Genomic DNA, 22,258 nt, shown 5'->3' on the forward strand with positions numbered 1-22,258 from the left:
CATGGATATCGCATCGCCTATTCGTCTCAGCACGCTTGCCCATGGTGGCGGTTGCGGTTGCAAGCTTGCTCCGGCCGTTCTGCAGGACCTGCTGTCAGACCAGCCGGTCATGCAGCCTTTCAGCCAACTTCTCGTCGGAACGGAAACCGGCGACGATGCCGCTGTCTGGCAACTGGATGACGAAAATTGCGTGATCGCCACTACGGATTTCTTCATGCCGATGGTGGACGATCCGTTCGATTTCGGACGTATCGCAGCCACCAATGCGATATCCGATGTTTATGCCATGGGCGGAACACCGATCATGGCGCTGGCGATCCTCGGCATGCCGGTGAACAAGATGCCCGCCGAAATGATCCGCGAAATCCTGAAAGGCGGCTCCAGCATCTGCGCTGAAGCTGGCATTCCAGTCGCCGGCGGGCATTCCATCGACGCGCCAGAACCGATCTATGGACTGGCGGTCATCGGCACCTGTAAGCTTTCGAGCCTGCGCAAAAACAGCGGCGCGCGCGCCGGAGACACACTGATACTCACCAAAGCAATCGGTGTCGGCATATATTCTGCTGCCTTCAAGAAGCAGGAACTCGACAGCGCCGGTTATGATGAAATGATGGCATCCGTCACGCTTCTGAACCGGGTTGGCGCCGCACTTGGCAAGGATGATGCCGTTCATGCCGTCACCGATGTCACCGGCTTCGGCATTCTCGGCCATGCGCTCGAAATGGCTCGCGGTTCGAATGCAGGCATTACCCTTGATTGTGCCGCTCTCCCCTTTCTCAAGCAGGCCGAACGACTGACGCAAGCCGGTTTCGTGACCGGAGCTTCCACCCGCAACTGGGCAAGCTACGGCCATGAGGTGCGGCTTCCGGACGATTATCCGCTCTGGAAACAGCAATTGCTGACTGACCCGCAGACATCCGGCGGCCTTCTCGTATCCTGTGCGCCGGAGGAAGCCGAAAGGCTTTTGAATAGTATTCGCGCCGCCGGTTATCCATCTGCCAGCATCATCGGAACGGTGACGGATGATAAGGGCCACGTGACGGTGACAGGCTGAAAACTGTGGAGACCACTCATCAACAACTCGCTTGCTGTTTGGGCCGATCGCCTCTGGAAATCGCCGCCATGAGGCGATAAAGGCAACAGGATAATATTTTCCAGAGGGACATCATGGGCTATTTTCCAAGTTGGCGTTTGACATCAAACGCCGTCGTGCTTCCTGACGAGCGCCTGCCAGCCGCCGCCGCCATACCGATGGGCGTGCAGCATCTTCTTGCAATGTCCGGCTCGACTATCGTTGCGCCGCTGCTGATGGGTTTCGATCCCAATGTGGCCGTCTTCTTCTCCGGTATCGGCACACTTCTGTTCTTCGTGCTGACGGCAGGCCGAGTGCCAAGCTATCTCGGTTCGTCCTTCGCTTTCATCGCGGTCGTGATCGCCGCAACCGGCTATGGCGGCACCGGCCCCAATCCCAATATCGCCATCGCGCTCGGCGGCATCATCGCCTGCGGCGCGCTCTATGCCTTTATCGGCCTTGTGGTCATGGCCATCGGCACGGGCTGGGTTGAACGGCTGATGCCTCCGGTCGTCACCGGCGCCATCGGCGTTTCCATCGGCCTCAACCTTGCGCCGGTCGCTGTCGGCCAGTTGAAGGGAAGCGGCACGCATATAACCATCGCGCTGCTCACCGTTCTCTGCATGGGGATGATCGCCGCCTATGGACCGCGTGGAACGAAGCGCCTGTCCGTGCTCTTCGCGCTGCTGTTCGGCTATCTACTGGTCCTGATCCTCGGCAACGGCCTCGGCATCGTGCCCGGCATCGATTTCACCGCCGTCAGCAACGCAGCCTGGTTCGGCCTGCCGCATTTCACCACGCCTGAATTCAACTGGCAGGCGATCACCCTCATCGCGCCGGTCGCTGTCGTTCTGGTGGCGGAAAATCTCGGCCATATCAAAGCGCTCGGCTCGATCACCGGCCAGAGCATGGACCGTTATATCGGCCGCGGCTTCCTCGGCGATGGCCTTGCGACCATGATCTCCGGTTCGGGCGGCGGCACCGGCGTCACCACCTATGCCGAAAACATCGGCGTCATGGCGATGACCAAGGTTTATTCGACACTGATCTTCGTGATTGCTGCCATAATGGCGCTGATCCTCGGCATGTCACCGAAATTCGGCGCTATCCTGCAGACGATCCCGGCCCCGGTTCTGGCTGGTCTGGCCGTTTCGGTGTTCGGCCTCATTGCCTCGGCCATGGCCCGCATCTGGATCGTCAACAAGGTAGACTTCGCGGATTCCCGCAACCTCTTCACCGCCGGTGTGGCGCTCATTTTCGGCGCTGGCGACTTCACGCTGACGATCGGCGATTTCGCCCTTGGCGGCATTGCGACGTCAACGCTGGCGGCCCTCGTCTTCTACCAGCTGCTCGGTATCGGCCGTAGCGATAAGCCAGCGGCATAAGAAACAATAAGGAGCGGGTGTTGGTCCCGCTCCTTCCATGCCGAAGCAATTCTTACTTGATCGACATCAATTACTATATTTCTATATCCGTCTATGTCTGAGAATGAAGATCATCCGGATGAGACGGGCTCATGATATCAGACCTCTTCGAACATAACCGGCAATGGGCGGCGGAAAAGCGCCAGGAAGACCCTGAATATTTCAGCCGCCTGTCATCAATGCAGCGTCCGGAATATCTCTGGATCGGATGTTCGGACAGCCGCGTTCCGGCCAATGTCGTCACCGGATTGCAGCCGGGTGAGGTGTTCGTACACCGCAACGTCGCCAACCTCGTTCATCGCGCCGATCTCAACCTGCTATCAGTGCTTGAATTCGCCGTCGAAGTGCTGGAGATCAAACACATCATCGTCTGCGGTCATTACGGATGCGGCGGCGTGCGTGCCGCCATGGCCGGTTATGGCCACGGCATCATCGACAACTGGCTCCAGCCGGTTCGCGATATCGCACAGGCGAATGAAATGGAACTGGACGGCTTTACCGATTCCGAAGAACGCCTGAACAGGCTTTGCGAACTGACCGTCGCCTCGCAGGTGGAAAGCCTGTCGCGCACGCCGGTTCTGCAATCAGCCTGGAAACGGAACAAGGATATCGTCGTTCACGGCTGGATTTACGGCCTCAAAGATGGCCTGCTGCGAGACCTTCAATGCGACTGCACGAAAAGCGTGCTGCATTTTTCCTGTCAGCCGGCGGGATGATCCGCAAGCAGCTTTTCTGCCCGGACGCGCATGTCCGGTTCGAGTTCGGCTGAGCGCCGCACAAGCTTGTCGAAACAAACCGTAGTCGTCTCGTTAACCGCGCGCAGTTCGCCGTCCAGCGAACCCACCATCATCTGGCGAAACGTGATCGACGAGCGCCCGACTTTCAGCACATGTGAACGGATCGTCAGCAGGTCTCCGGCTGGCACTTCCTGTTTATATTCGGTTGTCGAGCGCACATCCGCCCAACCAAAACCGTCATCGGGAATTTTCCCGGCAATGTGGCCCAAAAGCTGAAAGCTCGCATCATCGAACATCCCGGCATAATGCCGGACATTCATGTGTCCCATGACATCGCACATCCACGGATGCGCGACACCGACAAAGGTAACAAGACCACTCATCGCGCCACCGACTGATAGCCGCCCAGAAACGCCGTGAGGTTATCGCCCAGCGCGTCGCAGAGATAGCCGCCTTCCTGCACGATGACGGTTGGCAGCCGAAGCTTTGCGATTGCTTCTGCAATGCGGCCGAAACCACCGGTGGTGACCGACAATCCGCCGAACGGATCGCCTTCAAACGGATCGAGGCCAAGCGCCACCACCAGCGCATCCGGCGCAAAGGCTTCAATGCGGCGGAAGGCCGTGTCGAGTGACGCAAGGAATTCGGCATCGCCCGATTTGCGTGGCAGAGGCAGGTTGAGATTGTAGCCAAGCCCCGCGCCCTCGCCGCGCTCATCGGCATGGCCCCAGAAAAACGGATAGAAGCGCACCGGATCGGCATGGATCGAGACGGTCAGCACGTCGGGGCGAGCATAGAATATGCCCTGCGTGCCGTTGCCGTGATGCAAATCGACGTCGAGGATCGCCACGCGCTCGGCTTTCGAACGCAGGCGCTGGGCCGCGACCGCCGAATTGTTGACGAAGCAGAAGCCGCCCGCCACATCGGCAAAGGCATGATGCCCCGGTGGACGGCAGAGCGCATAGGCCGCGACCTCGCCTGCGAGCACCGCATCGGCGGCATCGACCGCGCTCCATGCGCTCCAGCACACGCTTTCCCATGTATGCTCGGCTATCGGGCAAGCCGTATCGGTCATGTGATAGCCGACCTGCCCCACGGCAGACGCCGGATAACGGCCATTACGCGCCAGCGGGTGGATGTTCGGGATTACCTCTTCCGAAGCCTCCTCGATGCGCCGCCAACGAGCATAAATATGCTGCAGGAATTCGAGATATTCCGGCGTATGCACGGCTGCAATCGGGCCAAGGCCATGTTTTTGCGGACGGATGATCTCGTAGCCTGCGGCCTTCGCACCGGCGAGCAGGCGCTCAACACGCTCCGGCTGTTCGGGGTTCGGCTGCGGCGCACCGCTGGAAAGAAAGGCTTTCGGGTCGTGACGCTTCTGTTCGACAGCGTAAAAGGCTTTCATGACTGCTCCCTAAATTGATTGATGCGCGCCAGACGGGCGAAATCATCGCCATAGGCGCCATGATCGCGGTCGGCTTCGATCCAGCCGATACCCAGCCGCTCGTAAAATCTCTGCGCTGCGACATTGTCCCGGTCCACGGCCAGCCGCAGATAGACGCCGCCTCGCGCCATCGACCAGGAGGCGACATGGCGCAAAAGCACCTCGCCGATCCCCTTGCTACGAAAGGCCTCATCAACGTAAAGGTCCTGCACGTAGACGCCGGGTTTGCCGTACCACGTCGAGAAAATCGGGAAGAACAGAGCGAGCCCGGCAAAACCCTCGTCCACCTCAGCGATCAGGCTGGTAAAAGCCGCGTATGGACCGAAGCCGTAGCGGCGGAAATCCTCAACGGTGCTGGAGATTTTGCCCGCAGCGCCAAGTCCCTCCCCCATCGTGCAGATTGCTGCGTGAATCTGTTCGGCATCGGCAAGCTCGCCAAGCCGGACCACAACGCCTGTTTTGCTGTCCAACACGATCTTCGGCATCAGATCATTTCCTGGTTTACGCATGTCTTTATCTCGTCGTAGCGGGGTCAGAAATCAGTCCAGTGGACTGATTTTCCCGCGGAAGCGGTTCCCACTTTCGCGAGACATGCTCTAGTGGTCTGATTCCAACATTTGCATCCCTCGGCTCAAGCGCTGAGCAAATGTTGGAATCGAAAAGACCACTAGCAAGTATATGTATCTAGTGGATTTTTCGAATTTGACGTTTGAAACAGCATATGTGTCAGCCGGGATTCAAACTTCAAATTCAATCCACTAGAACGCCACCCTGTCTCCACCTTTGAGGCCCAGATATTCACGCGCCTCGTCGGGCGTCGCAACTTCCAGCGACAGGCCATCGAGGATGCCGCGGATGCGCCGCACCTGATCGGCATTGCTCTTGGCTAGCTGGCCGCGCCCGTCATAGAGGCTATCTTCCAGCCCGACGCGAACATTGCCGCCCATGGCAGCCGCCATGGTAATCATCGGAATCTGATGCCGCCCAGCCGCCAGAACCGAGAAGGAATAATCGTCGCCGAACAGCTTGTCGGCAATCCGCTTCATATGCATGAGATTGTCCGGATCGGCTCCGATCCCACCCAGAACGCCGAAGACGAACTGGATGAACAGATGGCCGGACACCAGCCCCCGGTCGCGGAAATGCGCCAGCGAATAGAGATGGCCGACATCGTAGCATTCGAACTCGAAGCGCGTGCCGCAGCCCTGCCCGAGACTGGTCAGAATGCCTTCCATATCCGCAAAAGTGTTCTTGAAGATCGAATGGCGGGTAGCTTCCAGCAGTTCCGGCTCCCACGCATGTTTCCACTCACGCGGCTTGTCGAGTGCCGGGAACAGCGCGAAATTCATCGAGCCCATATTGAGCGAACACATTTCCGGCTCTGCCCGGAGCGGCGCGGCCAGCCGGTCTTCCAGCGTCATCAGCGACGAGCCGCCAGTGGAAATATTCACCACCGCCGCCGTCGATTGCTTGATGCGCGGCAGGAACTGCATGAACAGGTCCGGATTGGCGGATGGCCTGCCGTCGCGTGGGTCGCGGGCGTGGAGATGCAGGATGGATGCGCCCGCTTCCGCCGCTGCAATGGCTTCGCTCGCAATCTCGTCCGGCGTCACCGGCAGATGCGGCGACATGGTCGGCGTATGCACGGAGCCCGTTACTGCGCAGGTGATGATCACCTTGCGACGCGTTTTCTTCTTGTCGGTCATGATCCGGTTTCCTTAAGCATTCACAGGCAGGTGGAGTTCACGCGCCAGAACCTCCAGCGTATCGCCAAGGATGGCGGTGATCTCGCCGACCTGTTCGCGGCTCACGATCATGGGCGGGCAGACGAGGAAATGATCGCCTTCGACACCGCCGCGTGTGCGGCGCGAATAGATGATCAGTCCGCGTTCATAGGCGAGATCGACCATGCGCTGATGGGCGTTCAGTTCCTTCGGCAGGGGCTTCATGGTTTCTGGATCGGATACGAATTCCGCTGCCAGCAGCAAGCCCTTGCCGCGCACATCGCCGATGAAGGGAAAGCGTTTTGCAAGCCCCTCCAGCTCGCCCTTCAGAGCGTCGCCCATACGGGCAGCGTTGCCGACCAGATCAAGGCGATCAATCTCCTGCAGCACCGCCTTGCCCGCTGCGCAGGCCAGCGGATTGCCGGCATAGGTGAAGCCATGTAGGAAGCCGCCCGCATCCAGAACCGGCTGCACGATACGGGCTGGTGCCGCCATCGCGCCAAGCGGGCAATAGCCGGAGGCAAAGCCCTTGGAAAGCGCTATGAGGTCGGGTTTGCAATTCCAGTGGTCGCCGCCGAGAAACTTGCCGGTACGCCCGGCGCCGCTCATCACCTCGTCGTGGATCAGCAGGATCCCATAACGGTCGCAGATTTCGCGGATACGCGGATAATAGCTGTCGGGTGCGACCAGCGCGCCGGTGGACGCCCCACCAATCGGCTCCATGATGAAGGCAAGCACGCTTTCAGGGCCTTCTTCCTGAATCTTCTCCTCCAGCATGTCGGCATATTTCTGGCCGCGCTGTTCCATCGTGAGATTGTCCCGGTCGAGATAGGCGGTCGGTGCCGGAACTTTCGGCATTTCGCGCATGATGGGCGCGAAGGGCTCGCTCAGAGCCGCATAGCCGGTGACAGCCAGAGCGCCAAGCGTGCCGCCATGATAGGATGGAAAACGCGAGATCACTTTCCAGCGCTTGCCCTGCCCGGTCGCGACCGCCCACTGGCGGGCGAGCTTGATGCAGGATTCAACCGCTTCCGAGCCGCCGGAAACAAAGAAAATCTTGTCCAGACCTTCCGGCATACGCTCGGCGGCAATGCGTGCCAGATCTTCCGCCGGTTCGTTTTCGAAATGCAGGCGATAGGCGAAGGTCACGCGGTCCATCTGCTCTTTCATGGCATCAAGCACGTTGCGATTGCCGTGGCCGATATTGACCACCATCGCGCCGCTCGACCCGTCGATGACACGGCGTCCGTCCTGATCCCAGATGTAGATGCCCTCGGCACGATCCACCAGCGGCCTGCGCAGGCGCGACTGGTAGAAAAGATGCGATGCGGGGCGTTCGTTCTGTGCTTTTGTGTTGAGCATGGCGTTACTCTGTCAGCGCTTGAGATATTGGTTGAGAACATTGGCGGTCACACGCTCGACCATGCGGTCACCGCGCTTGAGGGCCGCCACCCACTCGCAGCTTCCGGCGTGGAAAACCTCGCCCTTGCCGCGCGGGAAATTAACGATCATGCCGCAGCCGCGCTTGATGCGCTCCACGGCTGCATCTCCGTTGTCGCCGATCAGCGTATCGGCCACGAATTTGGCATCGGCATCGGAGAGGAACTGGTCGTCGGCTGGAATATCCGCACTCTCCTCCTTGAGAGACGACATGCCGAGCGCCAAAATCTGCAATCCATCCGGTGCACCGCTGCCTTCCTCCGGTTCCGGCAGACCGCCCCGGATCACATAGTCGAGCCCGTCGACTTCGTAACCGAAGGCATGACCGTCGGCACCGAGAAGATCGCCGTAGTAGATGCCAGTACCGGTGAACGCCCAATGTTCGGGGCGATAGACCGGGAAACCGCGCACGCCGCGCGGGGCGCAACCGCCCCAGCCGACATATAGCCCGCGCAGTGCGTTGAGCCCGAATGTCTCCGCTGCGGGCCGTCCGGTTTCTTTCGCTTCCCAGCAACCGCTGGTGCGACGCGGATCGGCGGAGCGATAGACCGGGTCTTCGGCGCGGGCGCGATATTTGTAGCAGGTCTGGCGCTTGCCGTTGTCCTCAAGCCGTGTCTGCCACATGAAATTGCCCGCGAAACGCGCCGCACGACCGCCGCCATCGACATAATGATCAACGGCATCGCGCATTTCCCACGTCCAGTATTCGTCGTGACCGACAAAGGCCACGCAATCATAACCGTCGAGGATTTCCGGCGAAAAATGCAGCTCGTGCTGGCTGGCGAGATCGACCGCAAAGCCTTCCCGCTCGGCCCAGCGGAAGAACAGGCTGTCATAGCTTGCCCAGCCGGAAGAGGTATATTTCTTGGAATAGCCATTGGCATAGGCCCATTCCATATGCGGATAGCGCGGGGGTGCGGCAGGCGGCGTCACAAATTCCAACGGCACGCGAGGCGCGTCGGATGGCAGGACAACAAAGCCACGACAGAACGGGCGCTCGATGCTCACCGTCGTCGCATATTGATCGCCATTCGGCCCGGTAATGCCCTGATAATGGTTGGAACCGCCCCAGGTATTATAGGCGGTCCATGTGCCGGTCGCGGCGACCTGCAGGATACGTCCGGGCTTGCGGCCCGCCGCAGGACGCAGGATGAGCAGGTGATGGCAATGGATCGGCTGTCCGTCATTGCCATGCGCTTTCAGCGTGATGCGATAGGCGCCGGAAGGCCAGTTTTCATCCGTCTTGAAGGCAAATGTCGTTTCCCAGCCGCAGCCAACAACCGAACATTGCGCCGGTGTTTCCTGCCATTTGCAGTCGATCCCGCGTTTGGAGAAGACCGGTGTTTCCACCGCCCCGTCCCGCACGATTTCGATATCGAAACGCGAGGCGGTCGCGCTCACCTGCAGATGGACGGTCGCGCCCGGCAAATAGGAATAGGCATCGGTGTAGCACCAGATTTCGCCGCGCGGCCCGTCCATGCCGGGATATTCGTAATAATGGCCAAGGACTGCTTCGCGACGCTGCGCCGGGGTCAGCCCGAAATCAGGGAACTCGTTAACGTTTCTCTCGCTCATGCCGACACCTCACGCAGCCAGATATTTCTTGAGGAAAGAGCGGGTGCGCTCCTGCACCGGATTGCTCAGAATCTGATCCGGCGGTCCTTCTTCCACCACCACGCCGCCATCCATGAACAGGATGCGATCGGCGACCTCGCCTGCAAAACGCATCTCATGCGTGACGATCAGCATCGTCATATGTTCGGCGGCAAGCTGCTTCATGACCGCATTGACTTCATCCACCAGCTCGGGATCGAGCGCCGAAGTGGCCTCGTCGAACAGCATCACCTTGGGCTGCATGGCGAGCGCACGCGCAATAGCCACACGCTGCTTCTGCCCGCCCGACAAGCGCGAGGGGTAGACGTCGATCTTGTCGGCAAGCCCCACCTTCGACAGAAGCTCCAGTGCCAGCGTGCGTGCCGCATCCTTGCCCAGGCCTTTGAGCTTGATCGGGCCGAGCGTGATATTTTCGAGCACCGTCAGATGCGGGAACAGATTGAAGTGCTGGAATACCATGCCCATCTGCTGGCGCACGGCATTGATGTGCTTTTCAAACGCCTGTCCAGTCAGCGGCTGGTTGACCTGCACGCCATCGAGCCAGACTTCGCCGCCATTCAGCGTTTCCAGATGATTGATCGAACGCAGAAGTGTGCTCTTGCCGGAACCGCTGGGGCCGATGATCGCCACGATCTGGCCGCGCGCCACCGAAAGGTCGATGCCTTTCAGTACTTCCAGCTCACCATAGGCTTTGCGGGCGCCCTTCACTTCGACCATCGGTTTTGCGGCTTTGGGGCTGCTCATCGCGTGACCTCCACTTTTCTTTCAATGCGTCGCAAACCGGCCTCAAGGACGAGATTGACCACGTAGTAGATGGCCGCGACGGTGATATAGAATTCGAATGGGCTGAAGGTTTCGCTGATGGCAAGCTGGGCGCTATGCACCAACTCGGCAATGCCGATGATCGAAACCAGCGACGTATCCTTCAAAAGAACGATCATGTTGTTGCCAATCGGCGGGATCGTGTTGCGGATCGCCTGTGGAATGACGACATAGCGCAAAGCCTGACCGTGGCTGAAACCGATGGAACGGGCGCCTTCCATCTGACCCGGATCGACCGCCACGATGCCTGCCCGGATGATATCGGCATTATAGACGGCAAAGTGCAGGCTAAGGCCGATAATACCGGCACCAAGGGCAGGAATATTGATGCCGATCTGTACCAGCCCGAAATAGATCAGGAACAGTTGCAGCAGAAGCGGCGTTCCCATGAACAACCACATGAAAAACCGTACCGGCCAGGCAAGTATGGCAGGCGCATAAAGCACCACCAGCGCAAATGCGATGCCGAATACGAAGCTTAAGAACGCCGATGCAACGGTCAGAACAAGCGTCCACCACAGTCCGGTCAAAAGCAGATCCGTATAGGGAGTGACGATACTGAAATCGAGAGCCTGCATCCAGTCCTCCCTCACTGCGCCGCGAAGCGTTTGTCGAGAAAATCGACCCCGCGCGCCATGACATAGATGATGATCATGTAGAGAACGGCTGCAACGCCGAAAATCTCGAACGGCTTGTAGGTCGAACCAATGAAACGCTGCGCCGTATAGGTCAGTTCAACCACCGAAATCGTAGAGACCAGCGCCGAGCCTTTCAAAAGAGCAATGGCGTTGACGCCGAGCGGGCGGATCATGAGGCGAGCCGCCTGCGGCAGCACAACGAGCCGCATGGTCTGGCCGCGCCCGAAGCCGATGGAGCGCGCCGCTTCGCTCTGCCCGCGGTCCACGCTCTGGATCGCGCCACGGATCGATTCCGACATATAGGCCCCGATGTTCAGCCCGAGCCCGATGACGCCAGCGGCAAACGGTTCCAGATTGATGCCGATCTGCGGACCGCCGAAATAGAGGATGAAGAGCTGGACAAGGCAGGGCGTACCGCGAAAAACGCTGACATAGGCGATTGCAAATCCCCGCAGAATGGGTGAGCGGGACAGGCGCGCCGCCACAAGTGTTGCAGCCACCGCAAGGCCCAGGATGAGGGCCAGCGCAGAAATTTGCACAGTTACCCATGCCGCCTCCAGAAAAAACGGGAGGACGCGCTGCATCAACGCAAAATCCATCGGAAAACTCCGGTCAATCGGTGCTCAACCGGCCCGGACATATGCCGGGCCGGGATGACGTATCAGCGAATGTCGCTGCCGACCCATTGCATCGAGATCTTCTCGTAGGTGCCGTCGGCCATGATCTCATCGAGAGCCTTCTGCATGGCAGCCTTCAGCTCCGGATTATTCTTGCGGATGGCGATGCCGATGGCGACGCTGCCGCCTTCAATGTCCGGCGTATCGAGCTTGCGGACCTTCTGGCCGGTTTCCTTGATCGCCACCATGACCGGGATGTTGTCGACAACGATAGCGTCAACACGACCCGAATTCAGTTCGAGCATGAGTTCCGGCAGGCCCTTATAGGTGCGAATGGTCCAACCGCCCTGTTCGCGCGCCCACTTCTCATGGGTTTCACCAAGCGTCACGCCCAGCGTCTTGCCCTTGAGATCGTCGAGCTTCTGAACGGCGGAGTCTTCCTTCACGAAAACCGCGCGACCTGCATGATAATACGGTCCCACGAAGTCCACCGCCTTCTCGCGCTCCGGCGTGATCGTCATGGAACCGACGACCGTATCGAACTTGCCCGCCCGAAGACCGGCAACGATGCCATCCCAGGCCGTGGTGATGAGCTGCGGCTTCAACTGCATACGCTCTGCAATCGCCGAACCGATGGAAGCGTCGAAGCCCACGACTTCGTTCTTCTCGTTGACGAAATTGAACGGCGGGTACTGGCCGCTCATGGCGATCTTCAGTTCGCCCGATGCCTTGATCTTTTCAAGATCATCCGCCTGTGCGGGCGCAATCGCAAAAACTGCTGTGGCGGCAATTGCCGCAGCGGCAATGAAACCCGTGAATTTGTTAAACATGCTGTTCCCGACTTCCTCTTGTTTGTTTTTCTGAGGCTATTTGATGCCTCTCAATATTCATGATTGCTTTTATGGATGCATTTCGCAAATAGATAATGGGAATGGATTGCATAGATTTCATGAATGGATAAAACCATGTCGCTGCATCGCCCCGAGCGTCTTGTCTGGGATCTGGACTGGAACCTTCTGCGTAGTTTTGTGGTGATCGCCGAAGTCAAAAGTATCACCCGCGCCGCCGAGCGCCTCAACCTCAAACAGCCAAGTGTAAGCAATGCACTGCGCCGGCTGGAAGACCGCATCGGCCAGAGGCTGGTGGAGCGTGACGCCACGCATTTCGAGCTGACCGAAGTTGGCAAACTGCTCTATGAACAGAGCATCGAAGTCTTCGGTGCCATTTCACAATTGCCGCAATTGGTACGCGGCGTCGGTGACGATGTGACCGGCCATGTCACCATTTCAGTCGCCAGCCACATTGTTTCGCCCATTTTCGATCAGGCGCTTGCGCTTTTTCACGAACAGCATCCCCGCGCAACACTGACGATCAACGTATCCGCCAGCACCGAAGTCGCCCGGCTGGTGCGCGAGAAGCGCGCCTCTTTCGGTCTGGGACTGGTGAGCAATCGCGATCCGGCGCTGGATTACACCATGGTCTATCGGGAGTTCTTCGGCTTTTTTTGCGGACCCCGCCACCGCATGTTCGGCCAGTCGGGGCTGACGCTTGCCGATCTGAAGGGAGAACCATCGGTATCGTTCCAGACCGATCATATTGCCGACGCGCTGCGCCCTGTGGCCCTGCTGCGCAGTGAAGCGCGGCTTTCGCCGGATGTCGTCGGCACCTCGTCGAGCCTTGAAGAAGTGCGCCGGATGATTATCACCGGTCTTGGTATCGGCCCGCTTCCGCTGCATGTAGCGCGGCGCGAGATCGACGACGGTGTTCTCTGGCGTCTGCCACCTTACGATAACCCGCCGGCAATCGATGTTTTCTTGATCCACAACCCGGAAACCAATCTCAACAAGGCCGAAAAGGCCATGCTGGCCGGGCTGAAGGGATTGATCGCTTCCACACCGCTGGAAGACCGTATTTACGGCGATTGACGAGCGGGAATTACCCGCTCGTCCCTGCATAGCTACTCTGCTGCTTCTGCTGCGCATAGCGTGCCACATTCGACAGCTTCTCGCCCGCCGGACAGGCTCGTCTGACCGAGCGCGACGGTTGCGACCGCGCTGAGGCTGGCGACCACTGAAACCCAGAAGCCGTTTGCGGCACCGAAATTGTCGACCACCCAGCCGGAAACGAACGCGCCAAGCGCCATGCCGATGCCAATGCCCGTCATCACCCAGGTGATGCCTTCAGTCAGCATCGTTTCAGGCACGCGGCGTTCGATCAGGCCAAAGGCCGTTATGAATGTCGGCGAAATTGCAACGCCGCTGACGAACACCGCCGTTGCCAGAAGCGCTGTAGATGTTCCGGCAAAGGGTAGCGGCAGGGCAGTCAATGCCAGCACGCTGACGGCAATCATCAACTGGCGCTGCAGAGGCATACGAAGCGCCAGTGCCCCAAGCGTTATCCCGACAAGGAACGAACCGATTGCGTAGACGCCGATCACAAGGCTGGCGGCGCCGGGCTGACCAAGCTCGCTTGTGATCGCCACGGCGCTGACTTCGGCGGTCGCAAAGGTGGAGCCGACGAAGATGAGTGCCAGCGTGATGATCTGAACGGGACGCGACCAGATAGCGGAACGTTGCGGGCTGCTCTGGTCAAGCGCGCGAACCGGCGGTTCACTGGAGCGCTGCAGAAGGAAGGCGGTCGTGCCCGCGGCCAGGAAAGCCGTGCTGATAAGCATTCCCGCTTCGGGAAATAACGAAACCGCCAAAGCCACGGAAAGGGAAGCACCTGAAATATAGACCAGTTCGTCGGCGGCCGATTCGAATGCGAAAGCGGTATTCAATTCGGGACGGTTGCGGAAAATTTCGGTCCATCGTGCCCGCACCATTGCCGGGATGCTGGGCATGGCACCGGCAAAGAATGCCGAGACGAACAATGTCCAGTTCGCCCAGCCCAGATTTGTTGCCGCAATCAGAAGGGCGAAGGCTATCACCGAGACGATTGTGGCAGGCATGACGATGCGGCTTTGTCCATAACGGTCGACAAGGCGTGAAATCTGCGGCGATATGAATGCATTCGTCAGCGCGAAAGTGGCCGAAACCGCGCCAGCCAACCAGTATTCGCCATGAGTCTGCGCAAGCATGGCTACGATGCCGACCGGCGCCATCGCAAAGGGAAGACGGGCGAAGAACGCAGCCGCCGAAAAGCCGATAGCGCCTGGGGCGCTGAAAATCTCTCTATATGGATTGGACATTGGAGTGGGTCCTTGAAAGGGGATTTACATCACTTGCATACGGTCCGTATGTTAATTAAATAATTGATACGCGGCGTATGTCAACTAATATACGCAGCGTATGCAAATAAAAGGAACCATGATGCGTAAACCGCGAAGCGAAATGATTGCCGAAACAAGGACGAAGCTGATGGCTGCGGGCCGCAAGGCTTTCGGGACCGCTGGCTATACTGAGGCTTCGATGGATGATTTTACCGCCTCCGCCGGACTGACACGCGGCGCGCTCTATCACCATTTCGGTGACAAGAAGGGTCTTCTGCAGGCCGTGATCAACGAGATCGATTGCGAGATGGCCGCGAGACTATGCACGATTTCTGCGAAGGCACTCGACCGCTGGCAGGGCTTTGTCGACGAGAATGTGGCCTATATCGAGATGGCGCTTGAGCCGGAAATCCAGCGGATCATGTTTCGCGACGGGCCGGCAGTGTTCGGCGATCCTTCGAGCTGGCCGAGCGCCAATGGCTGTATCCGCACGATAGCCACAAGCCTCGATGCCTTGCGTGAAGAAGGTATCATCGTCGATATCGACTCGGAAGCCGCCGCGCGACTGATCAATGCGGCGAGCAGCAGCGCCGCGCAATGGATCGCCAATTCGGACGATCCCGAAGCCACGTCAAAGCGAGCCGTCAAGGCGTTCAGGACGTTTCTGGAAGGCCTGTTGAAGCGGAAAAATTGAGCTAGCCCGACACGATCGACGTAAAGTCGGGTATGTCCGCGAAACGCGCGGCCCTTACCTTGCCGTATTTGCTCTTGTCGATGACGAGATGTTTCTCGACGGCGCGCTGCATGGCCATCTGCTTGATCGGCACTTCATGGAAGTGCGAGCAGGTGACCCCGTGCTGATCATCAACGCCGCCAGCCGACAGAAAAGCCTTGTTGATGTTGACGCGCTTCAGGACGTCGATCCCCTCGTCACCTGAAAACGATGCCGCTTCCGGATGATAGAGCCCACCCAGAACGATGAGGCGGACGTCGCTGCGCTGCGACAGGATTTCCGCAATATTGAGAGCGTAGCAGACAACCGTAATGTGCTGGTTCTGCGGTATGCGGTGAGCAAGGTGCGGCATCGTCGTGCCGCAATCGATGAAAACCGTATCATAGGGTTCGATTAGCGCTGCGGCTGCGGCACAGGCCTGCGCCTTGGCATTGGCATGACTGTCTTTTTCAAAATCAAAGACATAATCGCCATTCACACCGTCCTGCGTGGGGATAATGTAACCACCCAAACAATTCAGCATCCCGCCATCGCTGCCGATATCGCGGCGGATCGTCATTTCCGACACGCCGAGACGCGCTGCCGCATCGCGCAGGCGAAGCACGCCGACTTCATCGACCAGCGCCGCCAGTTCGGCAATCCGCTCTTCCTTCCGGCTGATTCTGCTCACGCTGTCCTCATTCCTTGCGGTCCGCTCACCCCGTTTATACGTCCGTCACATTTCACGCAATGCGATCATCCGATCTTGACAGGCTGAACATAAATGTGAAACGATCCAAACATAATGATCGGATTGTAACATTATAATTCGCATTGTTGGGAGGATATGACAACAGGGTTTTGCGCGCCTCGAACAGAATTCCATTCTTCGAGGACGTCAGACAGGCGGGAAAACAGATCGAATTTTCGCCCGGCCGGGAAGCCGGGCATGGAGGAGAACGCCGACGCACTCACCGTTCCTGAGATGCGTCGGCGTAGCAACAATTGTGTTTGTCCGAGCCATCAAGGGCAGGCGACCAAAGAATTCCCAGGGAGGAAACACCGGTGAAAAAATTTCTAGCATCCGTGGCGATTGCCATGTCCGTTGCCGTTCCGCACGCTTTCGCGGAAGGCGTCGTTGATACGTCGAAGATCAACAAGGAACTGATTACCACTGCCAATGACAAGAAATACACCATCGCAACCGTTGTGAAGGTAGACGGCATTGCCTGGTTCGACCGCATGCGCGATGGCGTCGACCAATTCAAGGCCGACACCGGCAATGACGTCTGGATGGTCGGTCCGAGCCAGGCGGACGCTGCTGCACAGGTACAGATTGTCGAGAACCTGATCGCACAGGGCGTTGACGCTATTGCTATTGTGCCGTTCTCGGTTGAAGCCGTGGAGCCGGTTCTGAAGAAGGCACGCGAGCGTGGCATCGTCGTCATCAGCCACGAAGCATCCAACATCCAGAACGTCGATTACGACATCGAAGCCTTCGACAACAAGGCCTATGGCGCCAACCTCATGAAGGAACTCGGCAAGTCGATGGGCGGCAAGGGCAAATATGTCACCACCGTCGGCAGCCTGACCTCGAAGTCGCAGATGGAATGGATCGACGGTGCCGTCGAATACCAGAAGGCCAACTTCCCGGAAATGGCCGAAGCTACCGGTCGTCTGGAAACCTATGACGATGCCAATACCGACTATAACAAGCTCAAGGAAGCGATGACCGCCTATCCGGACATCAAGGGCATTCTCGGCGCGCCGATGCCAACTTCTGCCGGTGCCGGACGCCTAATCGCCGAAGGCGGCCTCAAGGGCAAGGTCTTCTTCGCAGGCACGGGCCTCGTTTCGGTGGCTGGTGAATATCTGAAGAACGACGATGTCCAGTACATCCAGTTCTGGGACCCGGCCGTTGCAGGCTATGCCATGAACATGCTGGCCGTCGCAGCGCTTGAGAAGAAGAACGACCAGATCAAGGCTGGTCTCAATCTGGGCCTGCCGGGCTATGAAAGCCTGCTGGCGCCGGACGCTGCCAAACCGAACCTGCTCTATGGCGCAGGCTGGGTCGGCGTGACCAAGGAAAACATGGATAAGTACGACTTCTAATATCCATGGCTGCCTCTGACGGGAGGGGTGCCTGCCCCTCCCGCCGGACAAATTGCATTCCAGCCTTGCACGAGGCCCCTCATGAATGAAAACCTGATTGAACTGCGCCATATCGGAAAACGCTTCGGTGGTGTCAGGGCACTGGACGACGTTTCCTTTGCCATAAAGCCGGGCGAAATCCACTGCCTCGCAGGCGAAAACGGCTCCGGCAAATCCACCATCATCAAGGTCATGTCGGGCGTCTACACGCCGGAAGACGGCGAGATACTGATCGACGGCAAATCGGTCGGCAAACTCGACCCCGTCAAGTCGGTTCACCACGGCATTCAGGTGATCTATCAGGATTTCTCGCTGTTCGGGAACCTGACCGTTGCCGAGAATCTGGCAATCAATACTTTTCTCATCGAAGGCCGCAAAGGCGTCGACTGGAAGCGCGTGCGCGAGCTGGCGCAGAAGGCGCTGGACCGGCTTGGTGTCAGCATCGACCTCGATGCGGATGTGGACAGCCTGCCGACATCGGGCAAGCAGATCGTGGCGATTGCGCGCGCCGTCATGGCTGACGCCCGCCTCATCATCATGGACGAACCAACCACCGCACTGACGCGGCATGAGGTCGATGCGCTGTTCAAGATCGTGCGCGATATTCAGGCACAGGGCATTGCTGTGCTCTTCGTCAGCCACAAGATGCGCGAGATGCTGGAAATCAGCGAAAGGCTGACCGTCTTCCGCAATGGCAAAAAGGTTGCTGAAGGCCCGATTTCCGATTTCGACGAACCGTCGATCACTCGCGCCATGACCGGTCAGGAACTCACGTCGGACCATTATCACTGGATCCCGCGTGAAGGCGCTTCGGCCAATCCCACGCTTGAAATCAAGAACCTTTCTGTTCCGGGCTCGGTGGAAAATGCCAGCCTCACTCTCAATGCGGGCGAAATCGTCGGCATATCCGGGCTGATCGGCTCAGGCCGTACGGAACTGGCACTAGCGCTCTTCGGTATGAAGCCGGATTTCACCGGTACTGTTCGTATCGATGGCAGGCAAGTTCACCCGAAAACAGTTCAGCAAGGGATCGCCTGTGGCGTCGCCTATGTGCCGGAAGACCGCCTGACGGAAGGTCTGTTCCTGACGCAATCGATCGAGCGGAATATCATCGTCACATCGATCGAGAAATTCGTGCGCGGCCTCTTCATCGACCGCAGGAAAGCTGACGCCACCACCCGCGACATGTTTTCGGCGATGCATATCGTTGCCCCCGGGCCGCATACGCCGGTCAACCACCTGTCGGGCGGCAACGCGCAACGTGTGGTGCTGGCCCGCTGGCTTTTGACAGGCGCAAAAGTGCTGATCCTCAACGGGCCGACCGTCGGTGTCGATGTCGGCTCCAAGGCACAGATCCACAATATCATCCGCAAGCTTGCCCGCGATGAAGGGCTCGCTGTTCTGATGATTTCCGACGATGTGCCCGAGTTGGTGCAGAACTGCAATCGTGTGCTCGTGATGCATCGCGGACGTTTCGTCGACGAACTTTCCAGTGAAGCCATGACCGAAGATGCCGTCAATGACCGGCTCAAGACGCTGAATTGAGGAACCGGCACATGAAGTTTTTCCGCAGTACCGAATTCATCATTGCCTGCGTGTTGTTCGCGGCGATGGTCATTATCGGCCTCATCAATCCGGCGTTCTGGTCGCTGGACAATATCTTCGGCCTTCTTCGCTCCAATGTCGTGATCGGCATCATGGCGCTCGGTGTGTTGCTTGTGATGATTTCCGGCGGCATCGACGTCTCATTCACCGCCTTTGCCATCGCAGCCATGTATCTGACCGTCCGCGCCATGGTCTATCTCGGCTATGACGGCGTGCTCATTCCGTTTGTGGCGGCAACGCTGATCGGCCTGCTGCTTGGCGCTTTCAACGGTTTCATCATCCATCGCTTCAAGATGATCCCGCTGATCGTGACGCTCGGCACCGGTTCCATCGTGCGCGGGCTGGTGCTGGGCCTTGTCGGCACCAGCATCGTCAACATCAACAAGATGCCGAAGGAACTGATCGAATTCGGCAAGACAGATGTGATCTCGCTGACATCGGCGTCCGGCACGGCATTCGGACTGACCGCGATGTTCGTCGTCTATCTGGCGCTGGCCCTGCTGATCCACCTGATCCTCAATTATACGATGATCGGGCGCAGCGTTTATGCCTACGGCGGCTCACCGGAAGCAGCAAAGCGCGTTGGTTTCAATACGCGCCGCACGATCTTCTTCGTCTATTGCGTGGCCGGAGCGCTTGCAGGCTTCGCTGGCCTTCTGCATTCCTCGATGATCTGGCTTGCCAATCCGCGCGATTTCGTCGGGCTTGAGTTGGACGTGATCGCAGCCGTGGTTCTGGGCGGCGCGTCGATCTTCGGCGGACGCGGCACCGTTCTCGGCACGTTGATGGGTGTCTTCATGCTCGTCATGGTCAAGAACTCACTCATCATCATGAAGGTGGACACCACATGGCAGCGCGTCGTGGTCGGTCTCATCATCATCGTCGCCACAGCCATCACCGCATGGCGTGACCGCAAAAGCATCGCCTGAAGGGAGAACGCGACATGAAACATTCTTTCGACATGCGCCGCATCCTTGGCGGAGACAACAACATCATCCAGCTTATCGTCATCACCATACTCGTCTTTGCGCTGATGACCTGGATGAATCCGGACAAGTTCCTGCGCTATTACAACTTCGAATCCATCAGCTACATCATGCCGGAGCTGGGCATCCTCTCCGTCGCCATGATGATTGCCATGCTGACGGGCGGCATCGACCTTTCGGTGGTGGGCATCGCCAATCTGGCGGGTATCGTCGCCGGGGTTTATTTCCATTCCTCGATGGTCCAGGCGGCACAGGCTTCCGGCTCGGGAATGCTGTTCTATACCATCATCGGCATATTGCTTGCCGTGCTGGTCGGGCTTGTAGCGGGTCTGGTCAATGGCCTGTTGATCGCCAAGCTGCGTATCACGCCGATCCTCGCCACGCTCGGCACCGGACAGGTGTTGATGGGGCTTGCCCTGGTTCTGACCGGCGGCCCGGCCATCGTCGGCTTCCCCGATGCGTGGAACTGGGTCGGCAACGGCAAAATGTTTGGCATCGCCACACCCTTCCTGCTGTTCATCGCAGTTTGTATCGTTGTGGCAATTCTCCTGACACGCACGACGCTCGGCATCAATCTCATGCTGATCGGCACCAATCCAAGGGCCGCCGTCTTCGCCGGTATCCGCAAGGATCGCATGATCCTCTATTCCTATATGCTCACCGGCGTGCTTGCTTCCATAGCCGGGATCATCCTGTCTGGACGCACAAACGCAGCCAAGTCGGACTATGGCGCATCCTATCTGTTGCAAGCGGTTTTGATCGCCGTTCTCGGCGGCACCAAACCGGCAGGCGGAAAGGGGCGTGTGCTGGGCATCGCCATCGCGCTGATTGCCCTGATGCTGCTTTCCTCCGGTTTCCAGATGATGCGGTTCTCCAACCACCTCATCGATTTCATCTGGGGCGCTTTCCTCATTCTCGTCATCGCGATCAACGCATCGCGCAATCAGGGCAGGTGATCCCTTATGCAGGACATCGAATTTCATCTTCGCCGTCAGGACTTTTCCGACCAGCCACATGTGATCGCCAATACCTACGGACTCAGCGTCACGGCCTTTCGCTATCCAAGCTGTATCGAGGCGCTGCTGGTCGAGAACGAACGCGGCAACATCATCGTACTGCCATTCATGGGGCAGATGATCTGGGGCGCGGAGTTCGACGGCGTCGACCTGACCATGGGCAACAGCTTCTCCATGCCGCGCCCAGCCACGACCATTGTCGAGACCTATGGCTGCTTTGCTTTCCACAGCGGCATCCTGCGCAATGGCTGTCCTTCGCCTCAGGACAATCATCTTCTGCATGGCGAAATGGCCTGCGCGAAGATGGACAAGGCCGGGCTTCTGTTCGGCCATGACGAGCGCGGCGCCTTTGTCGAAATCACCGGTGAATATGAATATGTGATGGGCTTCGGCGCGCATTATCTGGCACGGCCGAGCGTGCGGCTCCACGCCGATGAAACATGGTTCGATATCACCATGGACGTCGAGAACCTTTCATCCGCTCCCATGGAGCTGATGTATATGTGCCACGTCAATTTCGCCTTTGCGGAAGGTGCACAGATCGTACAGCCGGTGCCCTACACACCGGATCACGTACAAGTGCGCACCGCCGTTCCCGGCCACGTTACGCCCAATGATGATTACCTGTCGCTGATCGACGAACTGGCCACCGATCCAGCCGCAATGGAGGTGCTGGACGAACCGGAGCGCTACGACCCCGAACAGGTCTTCTATATTCGCGGCCTGCCGAAAGATGCCGAAGGCAACACGCATCTGATGATGCAGCTTCCCGAAGGCGACGGCTTTGGCATTTCCTACCCGACCGAAATCTTCCCAAAAACCGTGCGCTGGATTCTCGTGAACGGGGACGCTCAGGTTGCAGCCTTTGCCCTGCCCTCGACCTGCGAGCCGGAAGGCTATCTGGCGGAAAAGGCCAAGAACAATGTGCAGGTGCTGGCATCGGGTGAGCGCGCCGTTTTCCCCGTGCGCGTCGGTTATCTCGATACCGCAGCCGCCGAACAGTTTGAAACAAAAATCTGTTCACTCCAGACCGCCTGAATTT

At 58.5% G+C, this 22,258-nt stretch carries 22 protein-coding genes; 10 read left to right on the top strand and 12 right to left on the bottom strand.

What is annotated here, in order from left to right; all coding sequences use genetic code 11:
- Position 1: 1 nt before the first annotated feature.
- The 3 genes from selD (at position 2) to can (ending at position 3,212) form a co-directional block, all read left to right on the top strand.
- Complete coding sequence (selD, locus tag MKS82_RS23185) at positions 2 to 1,054, top strand: selenide, water dikinase SelD (protein ID WP_109988102.1); 1,053 nt, start codon at positions 2 to 4, stop codon at positions 1,052 to 1,054.
- Between the two features lie 113 nt (positions 1,055 to 1,167).
- Positions 1,168 to 2,457 (top strand): solute carrier family 23 protein, encoded by a 1,290-nt coding sequence (locus MKS82_RS23190; RefSeq protein ID WP_109988103.1) that lies wholly within the window; start codon positions 1,168 to 1,170, stop codon positions 2,455 to 2,457.
- 131 nt (positions 2,458 to 2,588) lie between these two features.
- Positions 2,589 to 3,212 carry a carbonate dehydratase gene (gene can, locus MKS82_RS23195; RefSeq protein ID WP_109988104.1) on the top strand — a complete coding sequence of 208 codons (624 nt, stop codon included), beginning with the start codon at positions 2,589 to 2,591 and terminating at the stop codon, positions 3,210 to 3,212.
- Here the strand turns inward: can and MKS82_RS23200 are convergent.
- The 10 genes from MKS82_RS23200 to MKS82_RS23245 all read right to left on the bottom strand — a co-directional run bounded on the left by MKS82_RS23200 (position 3,197) and on the right by MKS82_RS23245 (position 12,365).
- Positions 3,197 to 3,616, bottom strand: coding sequence for an acyl-CoA thioesterase (locus tag MKS82_RS23200; protein ID WP_109988105.1), 420 nt, complete (start codon positions 3,614 to 3,616; stop codon positions 3,197 to 3,199). The two genes, can and MKS82_RS23200, sit on opposite strands and share 16 nt — an antisense overlap.
- Positions 3,613 to 4,641 carry a histone deacetylase family protein gene (locus MKS82_RS23205; protein WP_109988106.1) on the bottom strand — a complete coding sequence of 343 codons (1,029 nt, stop codon included), beginning with the start codon at positions 4,639 to 4,641 and terminating at the stop codon, positions 3,613 to 3,615. Before MKS82_RS23205 ends, MKS82_RS23200 begins: the two co-directional genes overlap by 4 nt.
- Positions 4,638 to 5,165 carry a GNAT family N-acetyltransferase gene (locus tag MKS82_RS23210; protein WP_109988107.1) on the bottom strand — a complete coding sequence of 176 codons (528 nt, stop codon included), beginning with the start codon at positions 5,163 to 5,165 and terminating at the stop codon, positions 4,638 to 4,640. Before MKS82_RS23210 ends, MKS82_RS23205 begins: the two co-directional genes overlap by 4 nt.
- A gap of 273 nt (positions 5,166 to 5,438) precedes the next feature.
- A complete protein-coding gene (locus MKS82_RS23215; RefSeq protein ID WP_109988108.1) occupies positions 5,439 to 6,386 on the bottom strand; it encodes a BKACE family enzyme in 948 nt (315 codons plus the stop codon).
- Positions 6,387 to 6,398: 12 nt separating this feature from the next.
- A complete protein-coding gene (locus tag MKS82_RS23220) occupies positions 6,399 to 7,766 on the bottom strand; it encodes an aminotransferase family protein (protein ID WP_109988109.1) in 1,368 nt (455 codons plus the stop codon).
- 12 nt (positions 7,767 to 7,778) lie between these two features.
- The gene (locus MKS82_RS23225) at positions 7,779 to 9,419 is read right to left on the bottom strand and encodes a N,N-dimethylformamidase beta subunit family domain-containing protein (protein ID WP_109988110.1); all 1,641 of its coding nucleotides are present in this window, start codon (positions 9,417 to 9,419) and stop codon (positions 7,779 to 7,781) included.
- A gap of 9 nt (positions 9,420 to 9,428) precedes the next feature.
- A complete protein-coding gene (locus tag MKS82_RS23230) occupies positions 9,429 to 10,175 on the bottom strand; it encodes an amino acid ABC transporter ATP-binding protein (RefSeq protein WP_109988130.1) in 747 nt (248 codons plus the stop codon).
- 23 nt (positions 10,176 to 10,198) lie between these two features.
- Positions 10,199 to 10,858, bottom strand: coding sequence for an amino acid ABC transporter permease (locus tag MKS82_RS23235; protein ID WP_109988111.1), 660 nt, complete (start codon positions 10,856 to 10,858; stop codon positions 10,199 to 10,201).
- A gap of 11 nt (positions 10,859 to 10,869) precedes the next feature.
- Entirely contained in the window at positions 10,870 to 11,517 is a 648-nt protein-coding gene (locus tag MKS82_RS23240; RefSeq protein WP_109988112.1) for an amino acid ABC transporter permease, read from the bottom strand.
- A gap of 62 nt (positions 11,518 to 11,579) precedes the next feature.
- The gene (locus tag MKS82_RS23245; protein ID WP_109988113.1) at positions 11,580 to 12,365 is read right to left on the bottom strand and encodes an ABC transporter substrate-binding protein; all 786 of its coding nucleotides are present in this window, start codon (positions 12,363 to 12,365) and stop codon (positions 11,580 to 11,582) included.
- Between the two features lie 135 nt (positions 12,366 to 12,500).
- Here MKS82_RS23245 and MKS82_RS23250 point away from each other — a divergent pair, with 135 nt between their 5' ends.
- Positions 12,501 to 13,460 (top strand): LysR family transcriptional regulator, encoded by a 960-nt coding sequence (locus tag MKS82_RS23250; protein WP_109988131.1) that lies wholly within the window; start codon positions 12,501 to 12,503, stop codon positions 13,458 to 13,460.
- A gap of 32 nt (positions 13,461 to 13,492) precedes the next feature.
- Here the strand turns inward: MKS82_RS23250 and MKS82_RS23255 are convergent, their stop codons facing one another.
- Positions 13,493 to 14,725: an MFS transporter gene (locus MKS82_RS23255; RefSeq protein ID WP_109988114.1), complete on the bottom strand. Its 1,233-nt coding sequence runs from the start codon at positions 14,723 to 14,725 to the stop codon at positions 13,493 to 13,495.
- A gap of 121 nt (positions 14,726 to 14,846) precedes the next feature.
- Here MKS82_RS23255 and MKS82_RS23260 point away from each other — a divergent pair, with 121 nt between their 5' ends.
- Positions 14,847 to 15,440 (top strand): TetR/AcrR family transcriptional regulator, encoded by a 594-nt coding sequence (locus tag MKS82_RS23260; protein ID WP_109988115.1) that lies wholly within the window; start codon positions 14,847 to 14,849, stop codon positions 15,438 to 15,440.
- A 1-nt stretch (position 15,441) separates the two neighbouring features.
- Here MKS82_RS23260 and MKS82_RS23265 read toward each other — a convergent pair whose 3' ends face one another.
- The gene (locus MKS82_RS23265) at positions 15,442 to 16,149 is read right to left on the bottom strand and encodes a DeoR/GlpR family DNA-binding transcription regulator (RefSeq protein ID WP_109988116.1); all 708 of its coding nucleotides are present in this window, start codon (positions 16,147 to 16,149) and stop codon (positions 15,442 to 15,444) included.
- Positions 16,150 to 16,523: 374 nt separating this feature from the next.
- Between MKS82_RS23265 and MKS82_RS23270 the strand changes: the two genes are divergently transcribed.
- The 5 genes from MKS82_RS23270 to MKS82_RS23290 all read left to right on the top strand — a co-directional run bounded on the left by MKS82_RS23270 (position 16,524) and on the right by MKS82_RS23290 (position 22,254).
- Positions 16,524 to 17,570 carry an autoinducer 2 ABC transporter substrate-binding protein gene (locus tag MKS82_RS23270; protein ID WP_181394292.1) on the top strand — a complete coding sequence of 349 codons (1,047 nt, stop codon included), beginning with the start codon at positions 16,524 to 16,526 and terminating at the stop codon, positions 17,568 to 17,570.
- A gap of 81 nt (positions 17,571 to 17,651) precedes the next feature.
- Positions 17,652 to 19,154: a sugar ABC transporter ATP-binding protein gene (locus MKS82_RS23275; RefSeq protein ID WP_109988117.1), complete on the top strand. Its 1,503-nt coding sequence runs from the start codon at positions 17,652 to 17,654 to the stop codon at positions 19,152 to 19,154.
- Positions 19,155 to 19,165: 11 nt separating this feature from the next.
- Entirely contained in the window at positions 19,166 to 20,143 is a 978-nt protein-coding gene (locus MKS82_RS23280; RefSeq protein WP_109988118.1) for an ABC transporter permease, read from the top strand.
- Between the two features lie 14 nt (positions 20,144 to 20,157).
- Positions 20,158 to 21,156, top strand: coding sequence for an ABC transporter permease (locus MKS82_RS23285; protein ID WP_109988119.1), 999 nt, complete (start codon positions 20,158 to 20,160; stop codon positions 21,154 to 21,156).
- Between the two features lie 6 nt (positions 21,157 to 21,162).
- A complete protein-coding gene (locus MKS82_RS23290; RefSeq protein ID WP_109988120.1) occupies positions 21,163 to 22,254 on the top strand; it encodes an aldose 1-epimerase family protein in 1,092 nt (363 codons plus the stop codon).
- Positions 22,255 to 22,258 lie beyond the last annotated feature (4 nt).

It is taken from the genome of Ochrobactrum sp. A-1 (assembly GCF_022488005.1).
Taxonomy (GTDB): domain Bacteria; phylum Pseudomonadota; class Alphaproteobacteria; order Rhizobiales; family Rhizobiaceae; genus Brucella.